General features: G+C 65.2%; 16 protein-coding genes. 6 read left to right on the top strand and 10 right to left on the bottom strand.

Features of this window, described 5'->3' with window-relative positions; all coding sequences use genetic code 11:
• Positions 1-44: 44 nt before the first annotated feature.
• From QDT69_RS29920 to lepA, 5 genes are all read right to left on the bottom strand, one after another.
• On the bottom strand, positions 45-2,012 hold the full coding sequence (locus QDT69_RS29920; RefSeq protein WP_279710057.1) for a methyl-accepting chemotaxis protein: 1,968 nt from the start codon (positions 2,010-2,012) through the stop codon (positions 45-47).
• Between the two features lie 632 nt (positions 2,013-2,644).
• The gene (locus tag QDT69_RS29915; RefSeq protein WP_279710056.1) at positions 2,645-3,817 is read right to left on the bottom strand and encodes an acyl-CoA dehydrogenase family protein; all 1,173 of its coding nucleotides are present in this window, start codon (positions 3,815-3,817) and stop codon (positions 2,645-2,647) included.
• 140 nt (positions 3,818-3,957) lie between these two features.
• Positions 3,958-5,184, bottom strand: coding sequence for an MFS transporter (locus tag QDT69_RS29910; RefSeq protein WP_279710055.1), 1,227 nt, complete (start codon positions 5,182-5,184; stop codon positions 3,958-3,960).
• Positions 5,185-5,436: 252 nt separating this feature from the next.
• Positions 5,437-5,772 carry a hypothetical protein gene (locus QDT69_RS29905; protein WP_279710054.1) on the bottom strand — a complete coding sequence of 112 codons (336 nt, stop codon included), beginning with the start codon at positions 5,770-5,772 and terminating at the stop codon, positions 5,437-5,439.
• A 205-nt stretch (positions 5,773-5,977) separates the two neighbouring features.
• A complete protein-coding gene (gene lepA / locus QDT69_RS29900; RefSeq protein ID WP_279710053.1) occupies positions 5,978-7,789 on the bottom strand; it encodes a translation elongation factor 4 in 1,812 nt (603 codons plus the stop codon).
• A gap of 162 nt (positions 7,790-7,951) precedes the next feature.
• Between lepA and QDT69_RS29895 the strand changes: the two genes are divergently transcribed.
• The 3 genes from QDT69_RS29895 to QDT69_RS29885 all read left to right on the top strand — a co-directional run bounded on the left by QDT69_RS29895 (position 7,952) and on the right by QDT69_RS29885 (position 11,889).
• Positions 7,952-9,322, top strand: a complete 1,371-nt coding sequence (locus tag QDT69_RS29895; RefSeq protein WP_279710052.1) for a YARHG domain-containing protein — start codon at positions 7,952-7,954, stop codon at positions 9,320-9,322.
• Positions 9,323-10,102 (top strand): M15 family metallopeptidase, encoded by a 780-nt coding sequence (locus QDT69_RS29890; RefSeq protein WP_279710051.1) that lies wholly within the window; start codon positions 9,323-9,325, stop codon positions 10,100-10,102. It abuts the gene before it with no gap.
• 173 nt (positions 10,103-10,275) lie between these two features.
• Positions 10,276-11,889: a glycosyltransferase family 39 protein gene (locus QDT69_RS29885; protein WP_279710050.1), complete on the top strand. Its 1,614-nt coding sequence runs from the start codon at positions 10,276-10,278 to the stop codon at positions 11,887-11,889.
• Between the two features lie 280 nt (positions 11,890-12,169).
• Here the strand turns inward: QDT69_RS29885 and QDT69_RS29880 are convergent, their stop codons facing one another.
• The 5 genes from QDT69_RS29880 to QDT69_RS29860 form a co-directional block, all read right to left on the bottom strand.
• Entirely contained in the window at positions 12,170-12,496 is a 327-nt protein-coding gene (locus QDT69_RS29880; RefSeq protein WP_074130446.1) for an HPr family phosphocarrier protein, read from the bottom strand.
• Positions 12,493-12,894 (bottom strand): PTS sugar transporter subunit IIA, encoded by a 402-nt coding sequence (locus tag QDT69_RS29875; protein ID WP_021076632.1) that lies wholly within the window; start codon positions 12,892-12,894, stop codon positions 12,493-12,495. The genes QDT69_RS29880 and QDT69_RS29875 overlap by 4 nt, the downstream gene beginning before the upstream one ends.
• Positions 12,895-13,108: 214 nt before the next feature.
• Positions 13,109-13,549, bottom strand: coding sequence for an HPr kinase/phosphatase C-terminal domain-containing protein (locus QDT69_RS29870; protein ID WP_279710049.1), 441 nt, complete (start codon positions 13,547-13,549; stop codon positions 13,109-13,111).
• Positions 13,546-15,354, bottom strand: coding sequence for a sensor histidine kinase (locus tag QDT69_RS29865; RefSeq protein ID WP_074130449.1), 1,809 nt, complete (start codon positions 15,352-15,354; stop codon positions 13,546-13,548). Before QDT69_RS29865 ends, QDT69_RS29870 begins: the two co-directional genes overlap by 4 nt.
• A 110-nt stretch (positions 15,355-15,464) precedes the next feature.
• Entirely contained in the window at positions 15,465-16,166 is a 702-nt protein-coding gene (locus QDT69_RS29860) for a response regulator transcription factor (protein ID WP_016843287.1), read from the bottom strand.
• A 237-nt stretch (positions 16,167-16,403) separates the two neighbouring features.
• Between QDT69_RS29860 and QDT69_RS29855 the strand changes: the two genes are divergently transcribed.
• From QDT69_RS29855 to QDT69_RS29845, 3 genes are all read left to right on the top strand, one after another.
• Positions 16,404-17,138 carry a DUF2470 domain-containing protein gene (locus QDT69_RS29855; RefSeq protein WP_279710048.1) on the top strand — a complete coding sequence of 245 codons (735 nt, stop codon included), beginning with the start codon at positions 16,404-16,406 and terminating at the stop codon, positions 17,136-17,138.
• A gap of 332 nt (positions 17,139-17,470) precedes the next feature.
• Entirely contained in the window at positions 17,471-17,839 is a 369-nt protein-coding gene (locus QDT69_RS29850; RefSeq protein WP_279710047.1) for a hypothetical protein, read from the top strand.
• 180 nt (positions 17,840-18,019) lie between these two features.
• Positions 18,020-19,636 (top strand): phosphoenolpyruvate carboxykinase, encoded by a 1,617-nt coding sequence (locus QDT69_RS29845; RefSeq protein ID WP_279710046.1) that lies wholly within the window; start codon positions 18,020-18,022, stop codon positions 19,634-19,636.
• The last annotated feature ends 1 nt before the right edge of the window (position 19,637 follow it).

Below are 19,637 nucleotides of genomic sequence, written 5' to 3'. Positions count from 1 at the left end.
ACGTCAAATAGAGCGCCATCCGCGAGACCACCGCGCCCCGCGGCTCAAGCGGCGTTGCGCAGTCCCGCCAAGAACGTATCGACGCTGTGCGACAGCGCGGAGGCGTGATCGCCGAGCTGGCCTGATGTATCCAGCACATTGCCGGTGAGGGCGCGGGACTGGCCGGCGGCTTCGCTCGCGCCCGCGATATTGGCGGAGACCTCGACGGTTCCGGAGGAGGCCTGCTGCACGCTGCGGGCGATCTCCCGTGTCGCCGAGTCCTGCTGCTCGACGGCGGCCGCGATCGCGGTGGCGATGCCGGAGATCTCGCGGATGGTGCCGCTGATGTCGCCGATCGCGCTGACGCAATTGCCGGTGGCGGACTGGATCGCGCCGACCTGGCCGGCGATCTCGTCGGTCGCCTTCGCGGTCTGGCTCGCCAGGTCCTTCACCTCGGCGGCGACCACGGCGAAGCCGCGGCCGGCCTCGCCGGCGCGTGCGGCCTCGATGGTGGCGTTGAGCGCCAGGAGATTGGTCTGGCTCGCGATCGCGCTGATCAGGCGCAGCACGTCGCCGATCTTCTCCGCTGACGCGGCGAGGCTCGTCACCATCTCGGTGGTCTCCGCAGCCTTGGCGACCGCGCTGTCGGCGACGCGGCTGGAATGCGTGACCTGGCGGCCGATCTCGGTGATCGACGACGCCAGCTCCTCGGTCGCCGCGGCGACCGCGTTGACGCTGGCCGACGCCTCCTCGGATGCGGCGGCGGCCGCGGAAGTCCGTTCCGAGGTGCCGTTGACGCTGGTGGTGATCTCGCCTGCGACGCGCTGCATTGCGCTCGACGAACGTGCGACGGCGGCGACCATGCCCTTGACGTCGGATTCGAAGCGGTCGGCCATCTGCCGCTGCAGCGCCTGCTTGTCGGCCGCGGCCTTCACCTTGTCGGCCTCCTGCGCGTCGCGCAGCGAAGAGGTTTCGATCATGCTGCGGCGGAACACGTCGACCGCCTTCGCCATCGTACCGAGCTCGTCGCGGCGTTCGCTGCCGGGGATCGTGACGCTGGTGTCGCCGCTGGACAGCCGGTTCATGACGGCGGTGATCGCGGTGAGCGGCCGTGACAGGCCGCGCCCGAGCAGGAATGCGAGCAGCACGGCACCGGCCAGGATCGCGACCGTGCCGAGGATCAGATTGCGCTGCGCACTCGCCGCAGCGGCTTCATAGTCACTGGTGTCCTTGACGATCTCGAGCACCGCGACCGGCTCGCCGGCATAGTTCTTGATCTGGCCGAGATAGAGCTCGACCGCATGGCCGTTGAGAACCGCGTCGCGGAGCACGGCGGCACCGCTCATCACGTTCTTGAGCTCGTCCTGGGTCGCGACCACGGTGTCGCCGAAGGTCGAAGACAGCCGCTTGAAGCTCTTGCCGTCGAATGAATGCACGGCGAGGTCGATGCCGAAGCGCTTCTTGGCGCGGTCGACGAATTCCTTGCCGAAGGCGACGCCGATGTCGACATTGCCCAGCGTCTTGCCGTCATGCATGACCGGGGTCATGCCGAAGATCGAAAGCGCTTCACGGCCGGGCTCGACGCCGACGATCGGCTTGCCGGCCTTGATCGATTCCACCACCGTCGTCCGCCGCGTCGAGGCGTCGTCGCCGAACAGCTTCGGCGCGTGGACCCGGTAGAAGCTGGTCGCCGGCGCCTGCCAGAACGAGATCAGCGGGATGCCTTGCGCCTTGATCGCGGCCCAGGGGGCGCCGAGCAGCTTGCCGAGGCCGTCGCGATCGCCCTTGGCGATGGCCTCCTCGACCGGCGGCAAGGCGGCGATCACTGCCGAGACCGCCAGCGCGGCGCGACCCTCATATTCGATCGCCGCAATCACGCTGTCATATTGCAGCTTGAGCTGCTGATCGAGCGCGAGCCGGGTCAGTGCGCGCTGCTGGCTGATGGAGAACCCGCCGAGGATCGCGCAGGCGACCGCAACAGTCAGTGAAATCGCCAGGATCAGGCGGACGGCGATCGATCGAAGCGTGAACATAGTACCAGCGGAACTCCAGGCATTAGCGCCGTGAGCAAACTCTCAGAAAAAGCTTAACAACCAGATGTTGCGCCGCCGAAATTCGTGCCGTGACCGGTGCCGCCGGTGCCTACTTTCGTACCATGCGGCGCGACGATCGGGTTGAATCAGTCGGACCGCAGACTCGCTTCGCCTCTCCCGCTTGCGGGATCGAGACGAGCGAAGCTCGCTCTCGCGCCGACGCCCGTCGAGCAACGCTAATCGCGGGGGGAGTTGAATTTGAGAGCGTCCTTAATTTGCATTCGGAAGGGGGACCAAGTCCAACTCGCGGCAGATGCCCTTCCAACCGCATTTAGGGCACTCGACGGCTGCGACCTCATCAAATCCGAATTCGTCCTGATACTTGACCTCCGCGTTGCGACATTTCGGACAGCAAGGAAAAGCTGAGCCAAGTCGCTGCACGATTCTTTCCCAAGCCATCGGATGGTTCTCTTCGCGTCTTGGTTGAGGTCGCCTCAGTTGGTGGCCTCTTTCACCCGAATGTCAACCATTGGGCCAAACCGACATGCGGTGGTCACCCGGCGATGAGAGGCAAAAGCCGACTTGGCGGATGTATGAGTACGCGTTCCATTTCCACCTGACTTCATCGCGCCTCAGCGCGCAGTCGGCGGCGCGGACAGATTGCCCGACAGGATCGCCTTGCCGGCATCCTCATACTGTGTGTCGCGGGCCTGGATCTGCTGGGCGATCGCGTGCATGTCACGAAACCGTCGCTCGAATGGGTTCTTGGCGAACACCGCGGTCGCGCCGGACATGTGATAGGCGATGTCGACCACCGAGGCCGACTGGTGGATGGTCCAGGTCGAGGCGATGCGGATCGCGATGCGATGCGCCTCGGTGATCGGATCGCCGCGGGCGAGGTCGCTCCAGACGTCGCGGGCCGTCGCGTAGAGATAGGCGCGCGCGGCGCGCAGGCTTGCCTCGGTGCGGCCGATCTGGCCCTGCACGGCATTGTTGTCGCGCATCGCTTTCAGGCCTTGCGGGGTCTTGCCGCGGGCAAGCTCGGTCGCCGCATCGAGCATGGCGCGCGCGACGCCGAGCGCGGTCGCGGCAAAGCCCATGCTGAACACCATGTTGGTGGAGAGCTTGTAGAGCGGTCCCGGCTCGCGGCACGCACTGGGGTCATCGCGCAGCGCGGCGAATTTGTCCGGGATGAAGAGGTTGTCGACCGAATAGGAATCGGTGCCGGTGCCTTTCAGGCCGATCACGTCCCAGACGTCGTACATTGTCGCTTGCGACACCGGGAACAGGATGGTGCGGATCTCCGGCGAGCCGTCGGCCTTCTTACGCGGCGAGCCATCGGCCTCGGCTATTCGGACATGGGCGCCGAGCCAGCTCGCCTGCCGCGAGCCCGAGGCGAAGTCCCAGCGCGCATTGGCGCGGTAGCCGCCGGGCTCGGCGCGGACCTCATGGGCGATCGCGCCCCAGGCCAGAATCCCGGGCGCGGTGTTGAAGATCTCGTCGGCCGCGTCAGGCTCCAGATAGGCCGCGGTCATGGCGCAGACGCTGCACTGGCCGAGGCACCACGCGGTCGACGCGTCGGCCTTGGCGATCTCCTCCTGCATCTGCATGAAGGCGTCCAGCGTCGCCTCGGCGCCGCCGAAACGCTTCGGCAGCAGCGCACGATAGAGCCCGTTCTCGACCAGGGCTGATGTGACGGAAGGCGTCAGCCGCCGCGTCCGTTCGATCTCATCGGCTTCAGCAATGATCAGCGGCGCCAGCGCGCGCGCCCGCTCGACAAGGTCAACTCCCTGCGGCTTGTTCATGCGTGTCCTCGGCCCGTTCTGACATTCTTGTTGGGGGCGCGCGATGGTGACCCATCCGGCAGGCGAGGGCAAGGCGGGACGGCGCCGGCGCGGGTCAGCTATCCATCACTGACGCGCGAGCGTGACGAATCCATCCGTGCTCAGGCGGCGGCACGGCCGAGATCGAGCGAGGGCTGGCGCCTGGTCGAGAAGCTCAGCGCCACCGCAACCGCAGCGAGGCCGATCGCGAAGGAACCGGCGTGCAGCCACGTGTAGCCATGGAAGGTGTCGAACACATAACCGCCGGCCCACGGCCCCAGCGCCATGCCGAGGCTCGCGAAGGCCGACACCGCGCCGAACACCGTGCCCATGATGCGCGCGCCGAAGAACTCGCGCACCAGCACGGCATAGAGCGGCATCACGCCGCCATAGGCGAGCCCGAACACGACGGACAGCGCGTAGAACAGGCCGAGCTGCGCCACCGCAAGATACGTCGCGATCGACAGCGCCTGCACCAGCAGGCCGCCGACCAGCACCGGCTTGGCGCCGAGCCGGTCTGCAAGCACGCCGAGCAGCAGACGGCCGCCGAGCCCGGAGAAGCCGGCGAGGCTGTAGACGGTCACCGCGGTGAGCGGTGCGATGCCGCAGACCATGGCGTAGGACACCATGTGGAAGATCGGCCCGGAATGCGCCGCGCAGCAGGCGAAATGCGCCAGCGCCAGCGTGATGAATTGCGGCGTGCGCAGCGCCTGCGCCACGGTCCATTCGGTTTGCGGCGCGTTCGCAGCCGTCGGCATCGCAACGTTCGATCCCTGCGGCGCCGGACGCACCAGGAACGATGCGGGGATCAGCAGCGCCCATGCGGCGATGCCGATCACGAGCATCGCGAAGCGCCAGTCATAGGCCGTGATCAGCCAGCTTGCGGATGGCGCGACCGTCAGCGGCGAGACGCCCATGCCGGCCGACACCAGCGCGACGGCGAGGCTGCGATGCTTGTCGATCCAGGCGCTCGCGAGCGCCATCATCGGCGCATAGAAGCTGCCGGCGGCGATCCCGATCAGTACGCCGAAGCACAGCTGGAATTGCCACAGGCTCTGCGCCTGGCTTGCCGTCACGAGGCCAAGCCCGAGCAGCAGGCTGCCCGCCAGCACCACGATGCGGGTGCCGAAGCGATCGGACAGCGCGCCCCAGGCGAACGCCGCAAAACCCATGCAGAGGAAATCCAGCGTCGCTGCGGCCGATACGCCGGCGCGCGACCAGCCCATCGCATCCGAGATCGGCTGCAGGAACACCGCGAGCGACAGCATGGTGCCGAAACCGACGCAGGTCATCAGCGCGCCCGCGCCGACGACGACCCAGCCATAATCGAAGCGAGTGGCTTTGCTCATGCGTTTCCCCGGCGCTGTTGTGTTTTGTGGTGCGCGCGGGGAGGATGGTGGCCTATCCGGGGTCCAGGGGCAATATGACGGGCAACATGCCTCTCATTCCGGGATCAGCGGATTGTGAGTTGCGCGCGCAAGATGTCGCAGCGACGCGCGGCTAAAGCGCGATGAGATTGGGTTAAATCGCCATCGCGCTTTAGCTTGTTGTTTAAGCATGATCTTTCCGGAAAACCGCGTCGCACTTTTCCGGATCATGCTCTACCCGCACTGCCAGGCGCGCCCGATCGGCGTCCAGACCCAGCACGGGCCATAGCTGCCGCCATTGTAGCGTCCTCCGCCATGGAATCCGGGGCGGCCGAAGTAGTGCCAGTCCCCGCCATACCAATATTCCGGCGAAAAGTCCGGGTAGCCACGGGCGGCGCCGCGCGGGCCGAGCACCGGAATGGTCTGGTTGGGCGGCTGCCGGTAGCCGGGCAGGAAGCCATAGCCATGCCAGCGGGTGCTGCCGTGCCGCTTTTTCGAGGAAGCGGCCGAGCTCAGATCCGGCTGCAGCAATGCGAGGATGACGATCAGGAGGAACAGGATGCGCAACATGATCGGAGTCTAGTCGGCCCGCTGTGCGAAGGCGATTCAAATCATGGTGCGTTTTGTTGCTGGGACAAGGATGGACATCATGCGCGCCTGCGTCAGCGCGTCGCCATCCACTTCCAGCTGCTTTGCATGGGGTTGTTTTCGAGATTTTCGCTGACAGCCGGACTGGCGCGATGATTGCAGGCCGGCGACAGTCGGTGACGGCGCCTCAGCTATCCACCTTGAGTGCTGCGATGAAGGCTTCCTGCGGAATGTCGACCTTGCCGAACTGCCGCATCTTCTTCTTGCCTTCCTTCTGCTTCTCCAGAAGCTTGCGCTTGCGCGTGATGTCGCCGCCGTAGCACTTCGCGGTGACGTCCTTGCGCAGCGCGCGCACGGTCTCGCGCGCGATCACCTTGCCGCCGATCGCCGCCTGGATCGGGATCTGGAACATGTGCGGCGGGATCAGCTCCTTCATCTTCTCGACCATGGCGCGGCCGCGGCCCTCGGCGCGGGTCCGGTGGACCAGCATCGACAGCGCGTCGACCGGCTCGGCGTTGACCAGGATCTGCATCTTCACGAGATCCGCCGGCTTGTAGTCGGTCAGATGATAGTCGAACGAGGCGTAGCCTTTGGAGACCGACTTCAGGCGATCGTAGAAATCGAACACAACCTCGTTGAGCGGCAGATCGTATTTCACCATCGCGCGGGAGCCGACATAGGTTAGCTCCTTCTGCGCGCCGCGGCGGTCCTGGCACAGCTTCAAGACGCTGCCGAGATATTCGTCGGGGGTGAGGATGGTCGCCTCGATCCACGGCTCCTCGATCTCGGCGATCTTGACCACGTCTGGCATGTCGACCGGGTTGTGGATCTCGAGCTCGGTGCCGTCGGTCAGTTTCATCTTGTAGATCACGCTCGGCGCGGTCGCGATCAGATTGAGATCGAACTCGCGCGACAGCCGCTCCTGGATGATCTCCAGATGCAGCAGCCCGAGGAAGCCGCAGCGGAAGCCGAAGCCGAGCGCGGCCGAGGTTTCCATCTCGTACGAGAAGCTGGCATCGTTGAGCCTGAGCTTGCCCATCGCGGCGCGCAGCGTTTCGAAATCGTTGGCGTCGACCGGGAACAGGCCGCAGAACACGACCGGGATCGCCGGCTTGAAGCCGGGCAACATCTCGCTGATCGGCTTCCTGTCGTCGGTGATGGTGTCGCCGACGCGGGTGTCGGCGACTTCCTTGATCGCCGCGGTGATGAAGCCGATCTCGCCGGGGCCGAGCTCCTCGACCTGCTGCATCTTCGGCGTGAAGAAGCCGACGCGCTCGATGTCGTAGGCGGCGCCGGTGCCCATCATGCGGATGCGCTGGCCCTTCTTCATCACGCCGTCGACGACGCGGATCAGGACGACCACGCCGAGATAGACGTCGTACCAGCTGTCGACCAGCAGCGCCTTGAGGGTCGCGTCGCGGTCGCCCTTCGGCGGCGGCAGGCGGGTGACGATCGCCTCCAGCACGTCGGGCACGCCGATGCCGGTCTTGGCCGAGATCATCACGGCGTCCGACGCGTCGATGCCGATCACGTCCTCGATCTGCTGCTTGACCTTCTCGGGCTCGGCCGCGGGCAGGTCGACCTTGTTCAGGACCGGCACGATCTCGTGATTGTTGTCGAGCGCCTGGTAGACGTTGGCGAGTGTCTGCGCCTCGACGCCCTGGCTGGCGTCGACCACGAGCAGGGAACCCTCGCAGGCCGCCAGCGACCGCGAGACCTCGTAGGCGAAGTCGACATGGCCGGGCGTGTCCATCAAATTGAAGATATAGTCCTTGCCGTCCTTGGCGCGGTAGTTGAGGCGCACGGTCTGCGCCTTGATCGTGATGCCGCGCTCGCGCTCGATATCCATCGAATCGAGCACCTGCTCCTTGCCCGCCATTTCACGATCCGACAGGCCGCCCGTCATCTGGATCAGGCGGTCGGCGAGGGTCGATTTGCCATGGTCGATATGGGCGACGATGGAGAAGTTGCGGATGTTGGAAATCGGGGCAGTTGTCATGGGGCGCGGGATAGCATCCGCACCCCCGCGCGGGCAACCATATTGCGGTATTTTGCAGGGGTGTGACGGCGAATCACGGGGGTGTTTCCCGTGGGGTTGCAATGATCGATTTCCGGGCATGTTTCTGCTAGGTCTGGCGGCCCGAAATTCGTGGATTTGACGATGCGCTGGACCCTTCTCGCCGCCGGATTGCTCGCCATGTTGTTCGCGGCTCCCGCGGCCGCCGACAAGCGCGTGGCGCTGGTCGTCGGCAATTCGACCTATCAGAACGTGTCGCGGCTGCAGAACCCGAAGAACGATGCGCAGCTGGTGGCCGAGACGCTGCAGCGGCTGGGCTTTGCGCTGGTCGGCGGGCAGGCCCAGGTCGATCTCGATAAGGCCGGCTTCGATGCCGCGATCCAGCGCTTCGGCAGCCAGCTGATGGGTGCCGACGTCGCGCTGTTCTATTACGCCGGCCACGGCATCCAGGTGCGCGGCACGAATTATCTGGTGCCGGTGTCGGCGAACCCCACGCGCGAGGCCGATGTCGATTTCCAGATGGTCGATGTCGGCCTGGTGCTGCGGCAGATGGAGGGCGCGGGCACGCGGCTCAACATCGTCATCCTCGACGCCTGCCGGAACAATCCGTTCGGCGGGCGAGGCTTGCGCGCCGCCGACGGTGGCCTCGCCCAGATCCGCGCGCCGGAGGGCACGCTGCTGTCGTATGCGACCCAGCCGGGCAACGTCGCACTCGACGGCGACGACGGCCACAGCCCGTACACGCGCGCGCTCGTCGACACCGTGCAGAAGCCCGGGCTCGACGTGCTGCAGGCGTTCAATCAGGTCGGTCTCGTCGTCAAGCGCGCCACCGGCAACGCGCAGCAGCCCTGGGTCTCGACTTCGCCGATCGACGGCTCGTTCTATTTCGCCGGCAACGCGCCGGCGCAGGTCGCGACCGCCGATCCGCCGGCAACGGTGATCCCGCCGCAGCAGAGCCTGCCGCCGCCAAGCGCGTCGCCGCCGTCGCCGCAAGCAGCGCGCACGCAGTCGGATTTCATCATCCAGGATTCCGACAGCCGCCTGCTGACGGAGAGCGATCTGAAGGCACTCAGCAAGGACGATCTGCGGATCGCGCGCAACGAAATCTTCGCGCGGCGCGGGCGTTACTTCAACGCGCCGGACCTGACCGCGCGCTTCAGCAGGTTCGCCTGGTACGTGCCCCGCTCATGGGATCCGCCACTCAATGCGATCGAGAGCGCCAATGTCGCGCTGATCGATCGCTTCGAATCCGGCGGCGCAGCACCGAGCGGTTTCATCTTCCCGGATTCCGACCGGCGCCTGCTGACATCAGCCGATCTGCGGCGGCTGTCGCGGGACGAGTTGCGGATCGCGCGCAACGAGATCTTCGCCCGCAGGGGCCGCTATTTCGATTCCGCCGATCTCAAGGCGTATTTTTCGCGCTTTCCCTGGTATGCGCCGAACAGCTGGAATCCGAAGCTGAACGCGGTCGAGGAGGCCAATGTGGCGCTGATCGATCAGCTCGGGAAGCGCTGAATGGCCGCGCGCGGGACGGCCTGCATCGTTGCCTTGCTGGCGCTGCTGCCGCCGCTGGCGCATGCTCAGAGCAAAGGCGAACTGCTCGACCGCCTGGTGCATGCCTATCCCGATGCGCTCACCACCCATGACGACACCACCATCACCTGGCGCGACGGCACGGTGATGCCGGTCGACGACGGCATCTCCGACAAGCCGTTCGACCAGATGCTGCGCAATGCATCGATCCTCGACCAGATGCGGCAGCCCTATCCGGCCGGGCCGTCGGCACCGCCGGCGATAAATGCCGATCCCGGCCGCTTCCGCAACGAGGCCTTCTTCAAGAAGATGTATGGCGACTGCAATACCGCCGAGGTCAGGCGGAACCTGGTGACGATCACTTGGCTGCCGAAATCCTGGGGCAAGCCGGTTCAGGTCACGCGGGTCAACGGCGTCGCCGAGCGGTTGAAGCAGGTCTCGGCCGAGATCGACGCGCTCGATCCGGCGCTGCGCGCCGCGGCGTTTCCGATCGCGGGTGTGCTATCTTGTCGCGCCGTCGCCGATACCGGACGGATGAGCATGCATGGCTACGCGGCCGCGATCGACCTCAACCTGAAAGTCTCGGACTACTGGCTGTGGGCGGGCAAGGCGGAAGGCAAGGGTAAAACCATCCCCTACAAGAACCGGATGCCGCAAGAGATCGTCGACATCTTCGAGCGTCACGGCTTCATCTGGGGCGGCAAGTGGTATCACTACGATACCATGCATTTCGAGTACCGACCCGAGCTGCTCGGAAAGTGAACAGGCCCGCTTGAGGCATTCTCACGCCAAGCTGATTTCACTGGCCACAAAAACGCGCTAAAGCGCGCCGAAGTGCTGGTGAGCAATCACTCATCGCACGTCCGTTTCCATTCGGTATGATCCCTCCGGAAAGCCGCGCTCCACTCTTCCGGGTCATGCCTCAGGCACAGGCCATGTCGACCGCTTCCATTCTTCCTGCCACCCGGCGCTCCACCCGCAGGCTGACGATCCGGCGGATCGCCGCCTGGATTGCCTCGCGCGCCATCGATCCGCGGACCAGCCTGTGGTTCGTGATCGGCTTCGCACTGGTCCACGCGGTGCTGTGGACCTTGATCCTGGTCAAGCTCAAGGCCGCGCAGGATGTCCATATGGACGTCGCGGAGGCGTATGCTTGGGGCCAGCGCTTCCTGCTCGGCTATGGCAAGCATCCGCCGCTGTCGGGCTGGATCGCGGGGGTCTGGTTCAGGATCTTCCCGGTCACCAACTGGTCGACTTATGCGCTTGCGATGGCGACCGTCAGCTTCGCGCTTGTCGTGTGCTGGCTGATCGCGCTGCGCGTCGTCGATCGCCGCCGTGCGTTCTTCATGGTGGTGATGCTCGCGCTCTACCCGATCTTCAATTTCAAGGGCTTCAAATACAACGCCGACCTCGCGCAGCTGGTGCCGTTGCCGCTGCTGGTGCTGGCCTATCTGAACGCGTTCGAGAAGCGCGGCTTCAAATCGGGTCTCTGGCTCGGCTTTGCCGGCATGCTGGCGCTGATGACCAAGTACTGGGTGGTGACGATGATCGGCGCCATCGGGCTTGCTGCGCTGATCCATCCGCAGCGCACCCAGTTCCTGCGTTCGCCGGCGCCATGGGTTGCGATCGGCACGATGATCGTGGCGATGATTCCGCATCTGGTGTGGCTGGAGGAGGTGAACTTCGTGCCGTTCACCTATGCCGGCGACGTCTACGCGCTGTCGAGCCGCGAGCTCAACGTCCAGCTCGTGATCGGCTACATCCTGCACAATCTCGGGCTGCTCGCGATTCCTGTCGTGCTGGGCCTGATCGCGCTGCTGCTGGGGTCGGTGCCGTGGCGGCCGTCGGACGTGCTGTCGCGGATCTGGTCGCGCGGACCCAATCCGGCCGTCAACCTTCCGCAGGCGCTCAACGTCTGGATCATCCAGGCGATCGTCGCGATCGGACCGCCGCTCGGCGCGTTGGCCTTCACCGTCTATATCAAGACCGATTGGGGCATCCCGCTGTTCTTCCTGGTGCCGCTTGCATTGGTTGCGATCCCCTCGCTTCGTTTCCCGCGCATGGCGCTGTTCTCGATCACGGCGGTCTGGCTGGTGGCCACGATCGCAACGCTGATCGCCGCGCCCAGCATCGCCACGCGGGAGATCGCGTCCAACCGTACCGGCGGCTCGACCTACGCCGCGCGCTCCGAGCTCGCACGTGAGCTCACCCAGACCTGGCAGGACAGATTCCATTCGCGCTGGGCGGTGGTCGTCGCGCGCTCCGACATCGGCGAGCCGATGACGTTCTACAGTCCGGATCATCCGGCCTCGCTGGTGCCGGGCGAAGCCTGGACGTCGGGGCTGACGTCGCTCGACGAAGCCAAGCGTCTTGGCTTCATCGGCGTCTGCGACACCACCGATCCGGTGTTCCTGCAGCCATGCGAGGCTTGGATGGCGGAGCACGCCAAGAATGCCGAGCCGGTGGTGATGACCACCATGCGCTTCTTCAACGGCCATCCCGGCCCGTCGACGATGTGGAAGGTCTATCTGGTGCCGCCGGCGAAGTAGTGCCGCTCAGAGGGCTGTAAATCCTCTCAACCTCGTCATTGCGAGGAGCGATAGCGACGAAGCAATCCATTTCTGTACTTGCTGCGCGATGGATTGCTTCGCTTCGCTCGCAATGACGAGGATAGACCCGTCATCCCCGCGCAAAGGCTTCGCCTTTGTCGCTGGAGGTGCGAGCGAAGCGAGCCTCAAAGGATGCACGGCCACCAGCCGGGCCGTCGACCCTTCGAGACGCCGCTTCGCGGCTCCTCAGGGTGACGGTGATGGACGGGCGAGCCCGTCGCTACGTGCCTTCCTCGTTGAACTTGCTGGCGACGAGTTCGGCGATGGCGTCGAGTGCTTGTTGCGCCTCGTCGCCTTTCGCTGACACCACCACGGTGGTGCCGGGCCCCGCGGCCAGCATCATCAGGCCCATGATCGAGGTGCCGCCGACGGTCTCGCCGCCGCGCGTGACCCAGACCTCGGCGTTGAAGCGCTCGACCAGCTGGACGAATTTCGCCGACGCCCGCGCGTGTAGGCCGCGCTTGTTCACGATCAGCAGCTCACGCGAAATGGCGCCCGCAGGCACGCCCGGGCCGACATGGTTTGCGCCCGGGGCCTCGTCGCTCATTTGCCTGCGAGAACGCGGCTGGCGATGGTGACGTATTTGCGGCCGGCTTCCTGCGCCATCGCGATCGCGTCGGGCAGCGAACGCTCCTCGCGAACCTTGGCAAGCTTGACCAGCATGGGAAGATTGATGCCCGCGAGCACTTCCACCTTCGGGCGGCTCATGCAGGAGATCGCGAGATTCGACGGCGTGCCGCCGAACATGTCGGTGAGGATCGCAACGCCGTCGCCGCTATCGACGCGGTTCACCGCTTCGATGATGTCGCTTCGACAGAGATCGGAATCGTCCTCGGCCCCGATCGTAATTGCTTCAATTTGTTTCTGCGGACCCATAACGTGTTCGAGCGCCGCTCTGAACTCGTCGGCAAGGCGCCCATGGGTCACCAGCACTAGACCAATCATCGGAAACTCCTCGCGGGCGCCCTTTGGTGCACCGCACGAACGCGCCACTTTGACCATCCAGAGGCCCTGCGCAAGAGGGCATCTTGGCTAGTCTCCCGGTTCCTGGCGGTAGAGAGGGGAGGCTGCGCCGGCAAAATCCGACGCGATAGTGGATGTGATATGGTTACCAATTCCCTTCCCACAATTGGCCGCAAGATTACGGGACCATGAACTTTCAGGTTGTCGTCAGCGCGGCGACAACCAGCGGCAGGGGTTGAAAGCCGGCCGGCACGGGAATTCGCGGTATTGAAACACCATTTAGGCTGATCTTGAGCGCTTCGGGCGACGGCAGCCGCTCGGCATCGTCGGCGGCAAGGTCGACGACCAAGCCGACCACGGCCTCGTCCGCGAACGGGCAATGGCGGATTCCGAGGCCCCGGATCTCGATCAGACCGGCCAATTGCCGGGCCGGGCGAACCCACAATTGTTCGCCGGCTGTGTCGAGATGGACACGGTCATCCCCCACCAAAATGGCCGGCGGGAGCGCTCCGGTGCGCCCGGCGAGAATCAGTTCGAAGGCGAGGCGCGACTTGCCGGCGCCCGACGGGCCGCGGATCAGCACCGCACGCTCGCCGACCAGAACGGCGGATGCGTGCACGCTTGAATTGTCGCTCATAGTGTCGGCAGCCTGACCACGAAACGAGCGCCGGCCACGGTGGGATTGCCGTCTTCGTCCGCAGGGCCCGGCCGGTTCTCGGCCCAGATGCGTCCGCCATGCGCTTCGATGATCTGCTTGGAGATCGAGAGCCCAAGGCCGGAGTTCTGGCCGAAGCCCTGGTGCGGCCGATCGGTGTAGAAGCGCTCGAAGATCCGCTCCAGCGCGTCCTCGCCGATGCCGGGCCCGTCGTCGTCGACCACGATCTCGACCTCGCCGCGGGTGCGGCGGCAGACGATGCGCACCTTGTCGCCCGGCTTGGAGAACGATTGCGCGTTCGACAGCAGGTTCGAGATCACCTGGCCGAGCCGGGAATCATGGCCGGGCACCGAGAGCGTATCGGTCGGTCCGCGGCCCTCGAAGCGGGCTTCGACGGCGACGTCGTGGCCAAGCCGCGTCTCGTTGGCGACGCCGGTCAAGGTGGTCAGCAGCCGGCGCAGATCGACCGGCGCCATGTCCTGGCGCTGCATTTCGGCGTCGAGCCGGCTGGCGTCCGAGATGTCGGAGATCAGGCGGTCGAGCCGCTTGACGTCATGCTCGATCACGGCGAGCAGCCGCGCGCGGCTGTTCTCGTTGCGCGCCAAGGGCAGCGTCTCGACCGCCGAGCGCAGCGAGGTCAGCGGGTTCTTCAGCTCATGGGCGACGTCGGCGGCGAACATCTCGATCGCCTCGATGCGGCTGTAGAGCGCATTGGTCATGTCGCGCAGCGCGCCCGAGAGATGCCCGATCTCGTCGCGGCGTCCGGTGAAGTCGGGAATCTCGACGCGGGTCTGGATGCGGTGACGGACGCGCTCGGCGCTTTCGGCGAGCCGCCGCACCGGGCCTGCGATCGTGCTTGCGAGCAGCAGCGACAGCATGATCATGACGGCGGACGCGACCCCGCCGATCTTGAGGATGGCGAGGCGTTCGGACATCACCAGCTGGTCGATGTCGTCGCCCTGCGTGGTCAGCATCAATGCACCGCGCACGGCGCGGAAATGCTGCACCGGAACGGCAACCGACACGATGATCGCGCCACGGTCGGTGACGCGTACCGCGCTGCCCTTCATGCCCTCGAGCGATTGCGCGACTTCGGAATAACCCTTGCCGCCTTCGGGGCCGAGCTCGCGGTAGATCGGCAGGTCGCCGCGGTTGAGCCAGGTCTTGATCGTGGCCTTGGTCTTCTCATACAGCGACGGCTTCTCGGACGGCGGCGGCAGCTCCATGCGCAGCACGTCGCCGCGCGCGAACAGATTGCGGCTGTCGAGGATCAGCCCGCCGTCGCGGTCGAAGATGCGGGCCCGCGTCTTGGTCGGCGCGATCAAACGGCGTAGGGTCGGCGCGACGCGCTCGGGATTGATCGGGAAGTCTGCCGATTCATCCGGCTGGCCGAAACTCTCGCCGGGCTTGAGGTCGAGCAGCCGGTCCGGATCGATGGTGACGGTGTTGCCTTCGACGGTCGCGGATGCCGCGATCGCCTCCGAGATGATCTCGGCATAGACCAGGAGGCTCTGGGTGCGCGCCTCGATCAGGCCGGCGCGAAATTGCGAGAGATAGAGGATGCTGGCGACGAGGGCGACGAGGCCGGCGAGGTTGAGCGAGACGATGCGGCGCGTCAAGCTCGAGAACGATAGCGCGAAGAAGAACTGACCGGCGCGGCGCGGCCAGCCGAGCGGCCGGCGCCAGCCCTTGTCCCGCGCCAGATCGTCGGCCACGGCCTCTTGATCGAGGAGCTGCGAGGCGTCCTCGGTATTCAGGCCCTGCTCGAGCTGCGTTCGATCAAGCACTGGCAAAGCTGCCGGTTGGTATGGATGTCGTCCCGCGAAGCAGATGGTTGCCCGAGCTTACCCCAGCCGTGCGCAGCCTGTCAGTTAACAAGCCGCCCGGGAGGCGCAGATCAGGCTTCCTTGAAGCGATAGCCGACGCCGTACAGCGTCTCGATCATCTCGAAGTCGTCGTCGACCACCTTGAACTTCTTGCGCAGCCGCTTGATGTGGCTGTCGATGGTGCGGTCGTCGACATAGACTTGGTCGTCATAGGCCGCGTCCATCAGCGCGTTGCGGCTCTTCACCACGCCGGGGCGGGTGGCGAGCGCCTGCAGGATCAGGAATTCGGTCACGGTCAGCGTCACCGGCTCGTTCTTCCAGGTGCAGGTGTGGCGCTCCGGATCCATCCGCAGCAGGCCGCGGTCGAGTGCGCGGGCGTCCGGCTCCTTCGGCGCGGCGGTCGGATCCTTCGGCTGGCCGCGGCGGAGCACGGCCTTGACGCGTTCGACCAGGAGGCGCTGCGAGAACGGCTTGCGGATGAAATCGTCGGCGCCCATTTTCAGGCCGAACAATTCGTCGATCTCTTCATCCTTGGAGGTGAGGAAGATCACCGGCAGGTCGGATTTCTGGCGCAGCCGGCGCAGCGTTTCCATGCCGTCCATGCGCGGCATCTTGATATCCAGGATCGCAAGATCGGGCGGCGACGTACGAAACCCATCCAGCGCCGACGCACCGTCCGTGTAGGTCATGATGCGATAGCCTTCGGCTTCAAGCGCGATCGAGACCGAAGTGAGAATGTTGCGGTCGTCGTCGACCAAGGCGATTGTGGGCATGAGCTGCTTTCACAATGAGAGTGGCTTAAACGGCGGGCACTCTGGCGTCGCGCCGTGGAATTGGGCTTCGAACGCGGTCAACGAGCAATGCAAGCTAGGCTGAAGTGTGACCGAGTTCCGCAAAAAACGCTCTGCGACCCACGCGTTGGACCCCCATATAGCACCCTGAGACCGTGAGAAAAGGCCCTTTTTTCAAAGGGAACCGCCCGATTCGCCCCAAAATGACCCGATAGGCCCATGCAACCGACCGCCGACTTCGATCCTGCCCACCTTGTCCGCTCGCTGCTGCGCCGCAGTCGCCAGGGCGCGCTCGCGACGCTGATGGCCGGGTCCGGCGATCCCTATTGCTCGCTGGTCAACCTCGCCAGCCACCCCGACGGCTCGCCGATCCTGCTGATTTCCCGGCTGGCGCTGCACACGAAGAACATCCTGGCCGACAGCCGTGTGTCGCTGATGCTGGACGAGCGCGCCGAGGGCGACCCGCTGGAAGGCGCCCGGATCATGCTGGCGGGGCGGGCGGAGGAGGTCGCCGATGCCGAGCGCGAGCTCGCGGAGCGGCGCTACCTTGCTGCCCATCCATCGGCGGAAGCCTTTGTGGAGTTTAAGGATTTTTCGTTCTTCGTGATCCGGCCGGGCGGCGCCCATCTGGTCGCGGGGTTCGGCCGCATCGTCGACCTCAAGCCGGCGCAGTTTCTGACCGATCTCGGCGGTGCCGATTCGCTGCTGGAGGCCGAGCCCGGCGCGGTGGCGCATATGAATGAGGACCACCGCGAGGCGATGAATCTCTACGCCACGCGGCTGCTCGGCGCGGACAGTGCCGACTGGCTCTGCACCGGCTGCGATCCCGACGGCATGGACATGCAGGCCGGCCGCGCCACGCTGCGGCTGGATTTCCCCGAGCGGGTCAGCAACGGCACCGAGCTGCGCAAAATGCTGGTCCGACTCGCCGGCGAGGCCCGCGCCAAAGGATAAGAGGGGATAGGGCAGCATTTGCTGCCCACACCGAAGGTGGCGCTGCGCCCGGCGAGGCATGGTGTCGCACGGCGCGGCTCCCTGCGCCTTCGCCGGGCCGAGTGCGGTGGTCTCTGATAGCGCGATCATTTCGCGCCGGCGCGTCGCGTCATCGCTGATGGGCTCGACGCGGATGCGAGACTCTCCGGTGCTGCTGCATCGGAAAATCAGTGGGATTGCGAGATCTAAGCCGCGACGACGCGCAGGCGTCAGGTGCTGGTTGCGTTACCATCGATCGTGACGGCCGGCGACTTGTTGCGCCATGTGCAAGGAGCGTTGCGGAACATTCGCCGATGCCGCGCATTGAAGTTATCCAGCTTCGACGACGGCATGTTGAGCTCAACCGAATGCTCAACGCCGAGCAGATGGTGCTATCCGCGTGCAACACGATCGTGGGCGACATGCTCGGCAGTGCAGCGCAGCGTCAACTCGCGGCAGTCCATTTCAACGACACATCCTCAGCGCGAAACGCATACCCGGCATTCCCCTTGTTTTATGCAACAATCAACGCATGCGCACGCCGATCGCTGGCACTCTTTGTGCATCGCAAGGCCTCGTTCGCAGCGGGAAAGACGACGAAACGTCGCCCGATCGCCGCGAAAACAATGCGAAAGCGAAAGCAAAGCGAAAGCGTTTCGCGCTGCGGTATTTGCGCCAGATGATGTGCCCGCGTTGGAATAAACCAAAAGCCGTTCGACTGGCTTGGCAAGCCCGGCGATCCCCACTATTAGGTCGCCGGACCGGGGCCGAGAGGCTATATTCTGATGACGGTCATCACCGCGACGGGGCGCGACTAGCGACATTCGCGCGAACAAGGATACGCGGGTTCGAGGAGGTTCTTCGTGCAAGAGACGGGCGTGCATAACGGTGCCTTCGGCGCCGACAAATTCGGCTTAAAAAATCTCAAGGGCGTGCATTGGAACTATGGTGCGCCGCAGCTCTACGAGCATTCGTTGCGCAATGGCGAAGCGGTGCTCTCGGCCGATGGCGCGCTCTGCGCGGATACTGGTGAGTTCACCGGCCGCAGCCCGAAGGACAAGTTCACGGTTCGCGACGGCCTGACCGACAAGAGCATGTGGTGGGCTGGCAACCAGTCGATCACCTCCGAGCAGTTCGCAACGCTGTATGCCGACTTCCTCAAGCATGCCGAAGGCATGACGCTGTTCGCGCAGGATCTCTATGGCGGCGCCGATCCGAAGCATCGCATCAAGACGCGCGTCTTCACCGAGCTCGCCTGGCACTCGCTGTTCATCCGCACGCTGCTCATTCGTCCCGAGACGTCGGAGCTCGCGGGCTTCGTGCCGGAACTGACGATCATCGATCTGCCGAGCTTTCGCGCCGATCCGAAACGTCACGGCGTGCGCTCGGAGAACGTCGTCGCGATCGATTTCGCCCGCAAGATCGTCCTGATCGGCGGGTCTTATTATGCCGGCGAAATGAAGAAGAGCGTGTTCACCACTCTGAACTTCTATCTGCCCGAGAAGGGCGTGATGCCGATGCACTGCTCGGCCAATGTCGGGCCCGACGGCGACACCGCGATCTTCTTCGGCCTGTCCGGCACCGGCAAGACCACGCTGTCGGCCGATCCCAAGCGCACGCTGATCGGCGACGACGAGCATGGCTGGAGCGAGGACGGCGTCTTCAATTTCGAAGGCGGCTGCTACGCCAAGTGCATCAAGCTCTCCGGCGAAGCCGAGCCGGAAATCTACGCTGCCAGCAAGCGCTTCGGCGCGGTGCTGGAGAACGTCGTGCTCGGTGAGCGCGACCGCGTGCCTGACTTCGACGACGGCTCGAAGACCGAGAACACCCGCTCGGCCTATCCGCTCGATTTCATTCCGAACGCCTCGCGCACCGGCTGCGCGCCGCAACCGAAGAACGTGGTGATGCTCGCCGCCGACGCGTTCGGCGTGATGCCGCCGATCGCCAAGCTGACGCCGGCGCAGGCGATGTATCACTTCCTGTCCGGCTACACCGCGAAGGTCGCGGGCACCGAGCGCGGTCTCGGCAACGAGCCGCAGCCCGAATTCTCGACCTGCTTCGGTTCGCCGTTCCTGCCGCGCGATCCGTCGGTCTACGGCAACATGCTGCGCGATCTAATCGCCAAGCACAATGTCGATTGCTGGCTGGTCAACACCGGCTGGACCGGCGGCAAGTACGGCACCGGCCGCCGCATGCCGATCAAGGTGACGCGCGCGCTGCTCACCGCGGCGCTGAACGGTAGCCTGCGCAACGCCGATTTCCGCACCGACAAGTATTTCGGCTTCGCGGTGCCGACCTCGCTGCCGGGTGTCGAGCCGCACATCCTCGATCCGATCAAGACCTGGGCCGACAAGGTCGAGTTCGACAAGACCGCGCGTGCGCTGGTCGGCATGTTCCAGAAGAACTTCGCCAAGTTCGAAGCGCAAGTCGACGCCGAAGTCCGCGCCGCCGCGCCGGAAGTGAAGCTCGCGGCGGAGTAAT

This window comes from Bradyrhizobium sp. CER78 (assembly GCF_029846235.1).
GTDB lineage: Bacteria > Pseudomonadota > Alphaproteobacteria > Rhizobiales > Xanthobacteraceae > Bradyrhizobium.
This window is presented reverse-complemented; position numbering and strand designations above follow the sequence as displayed.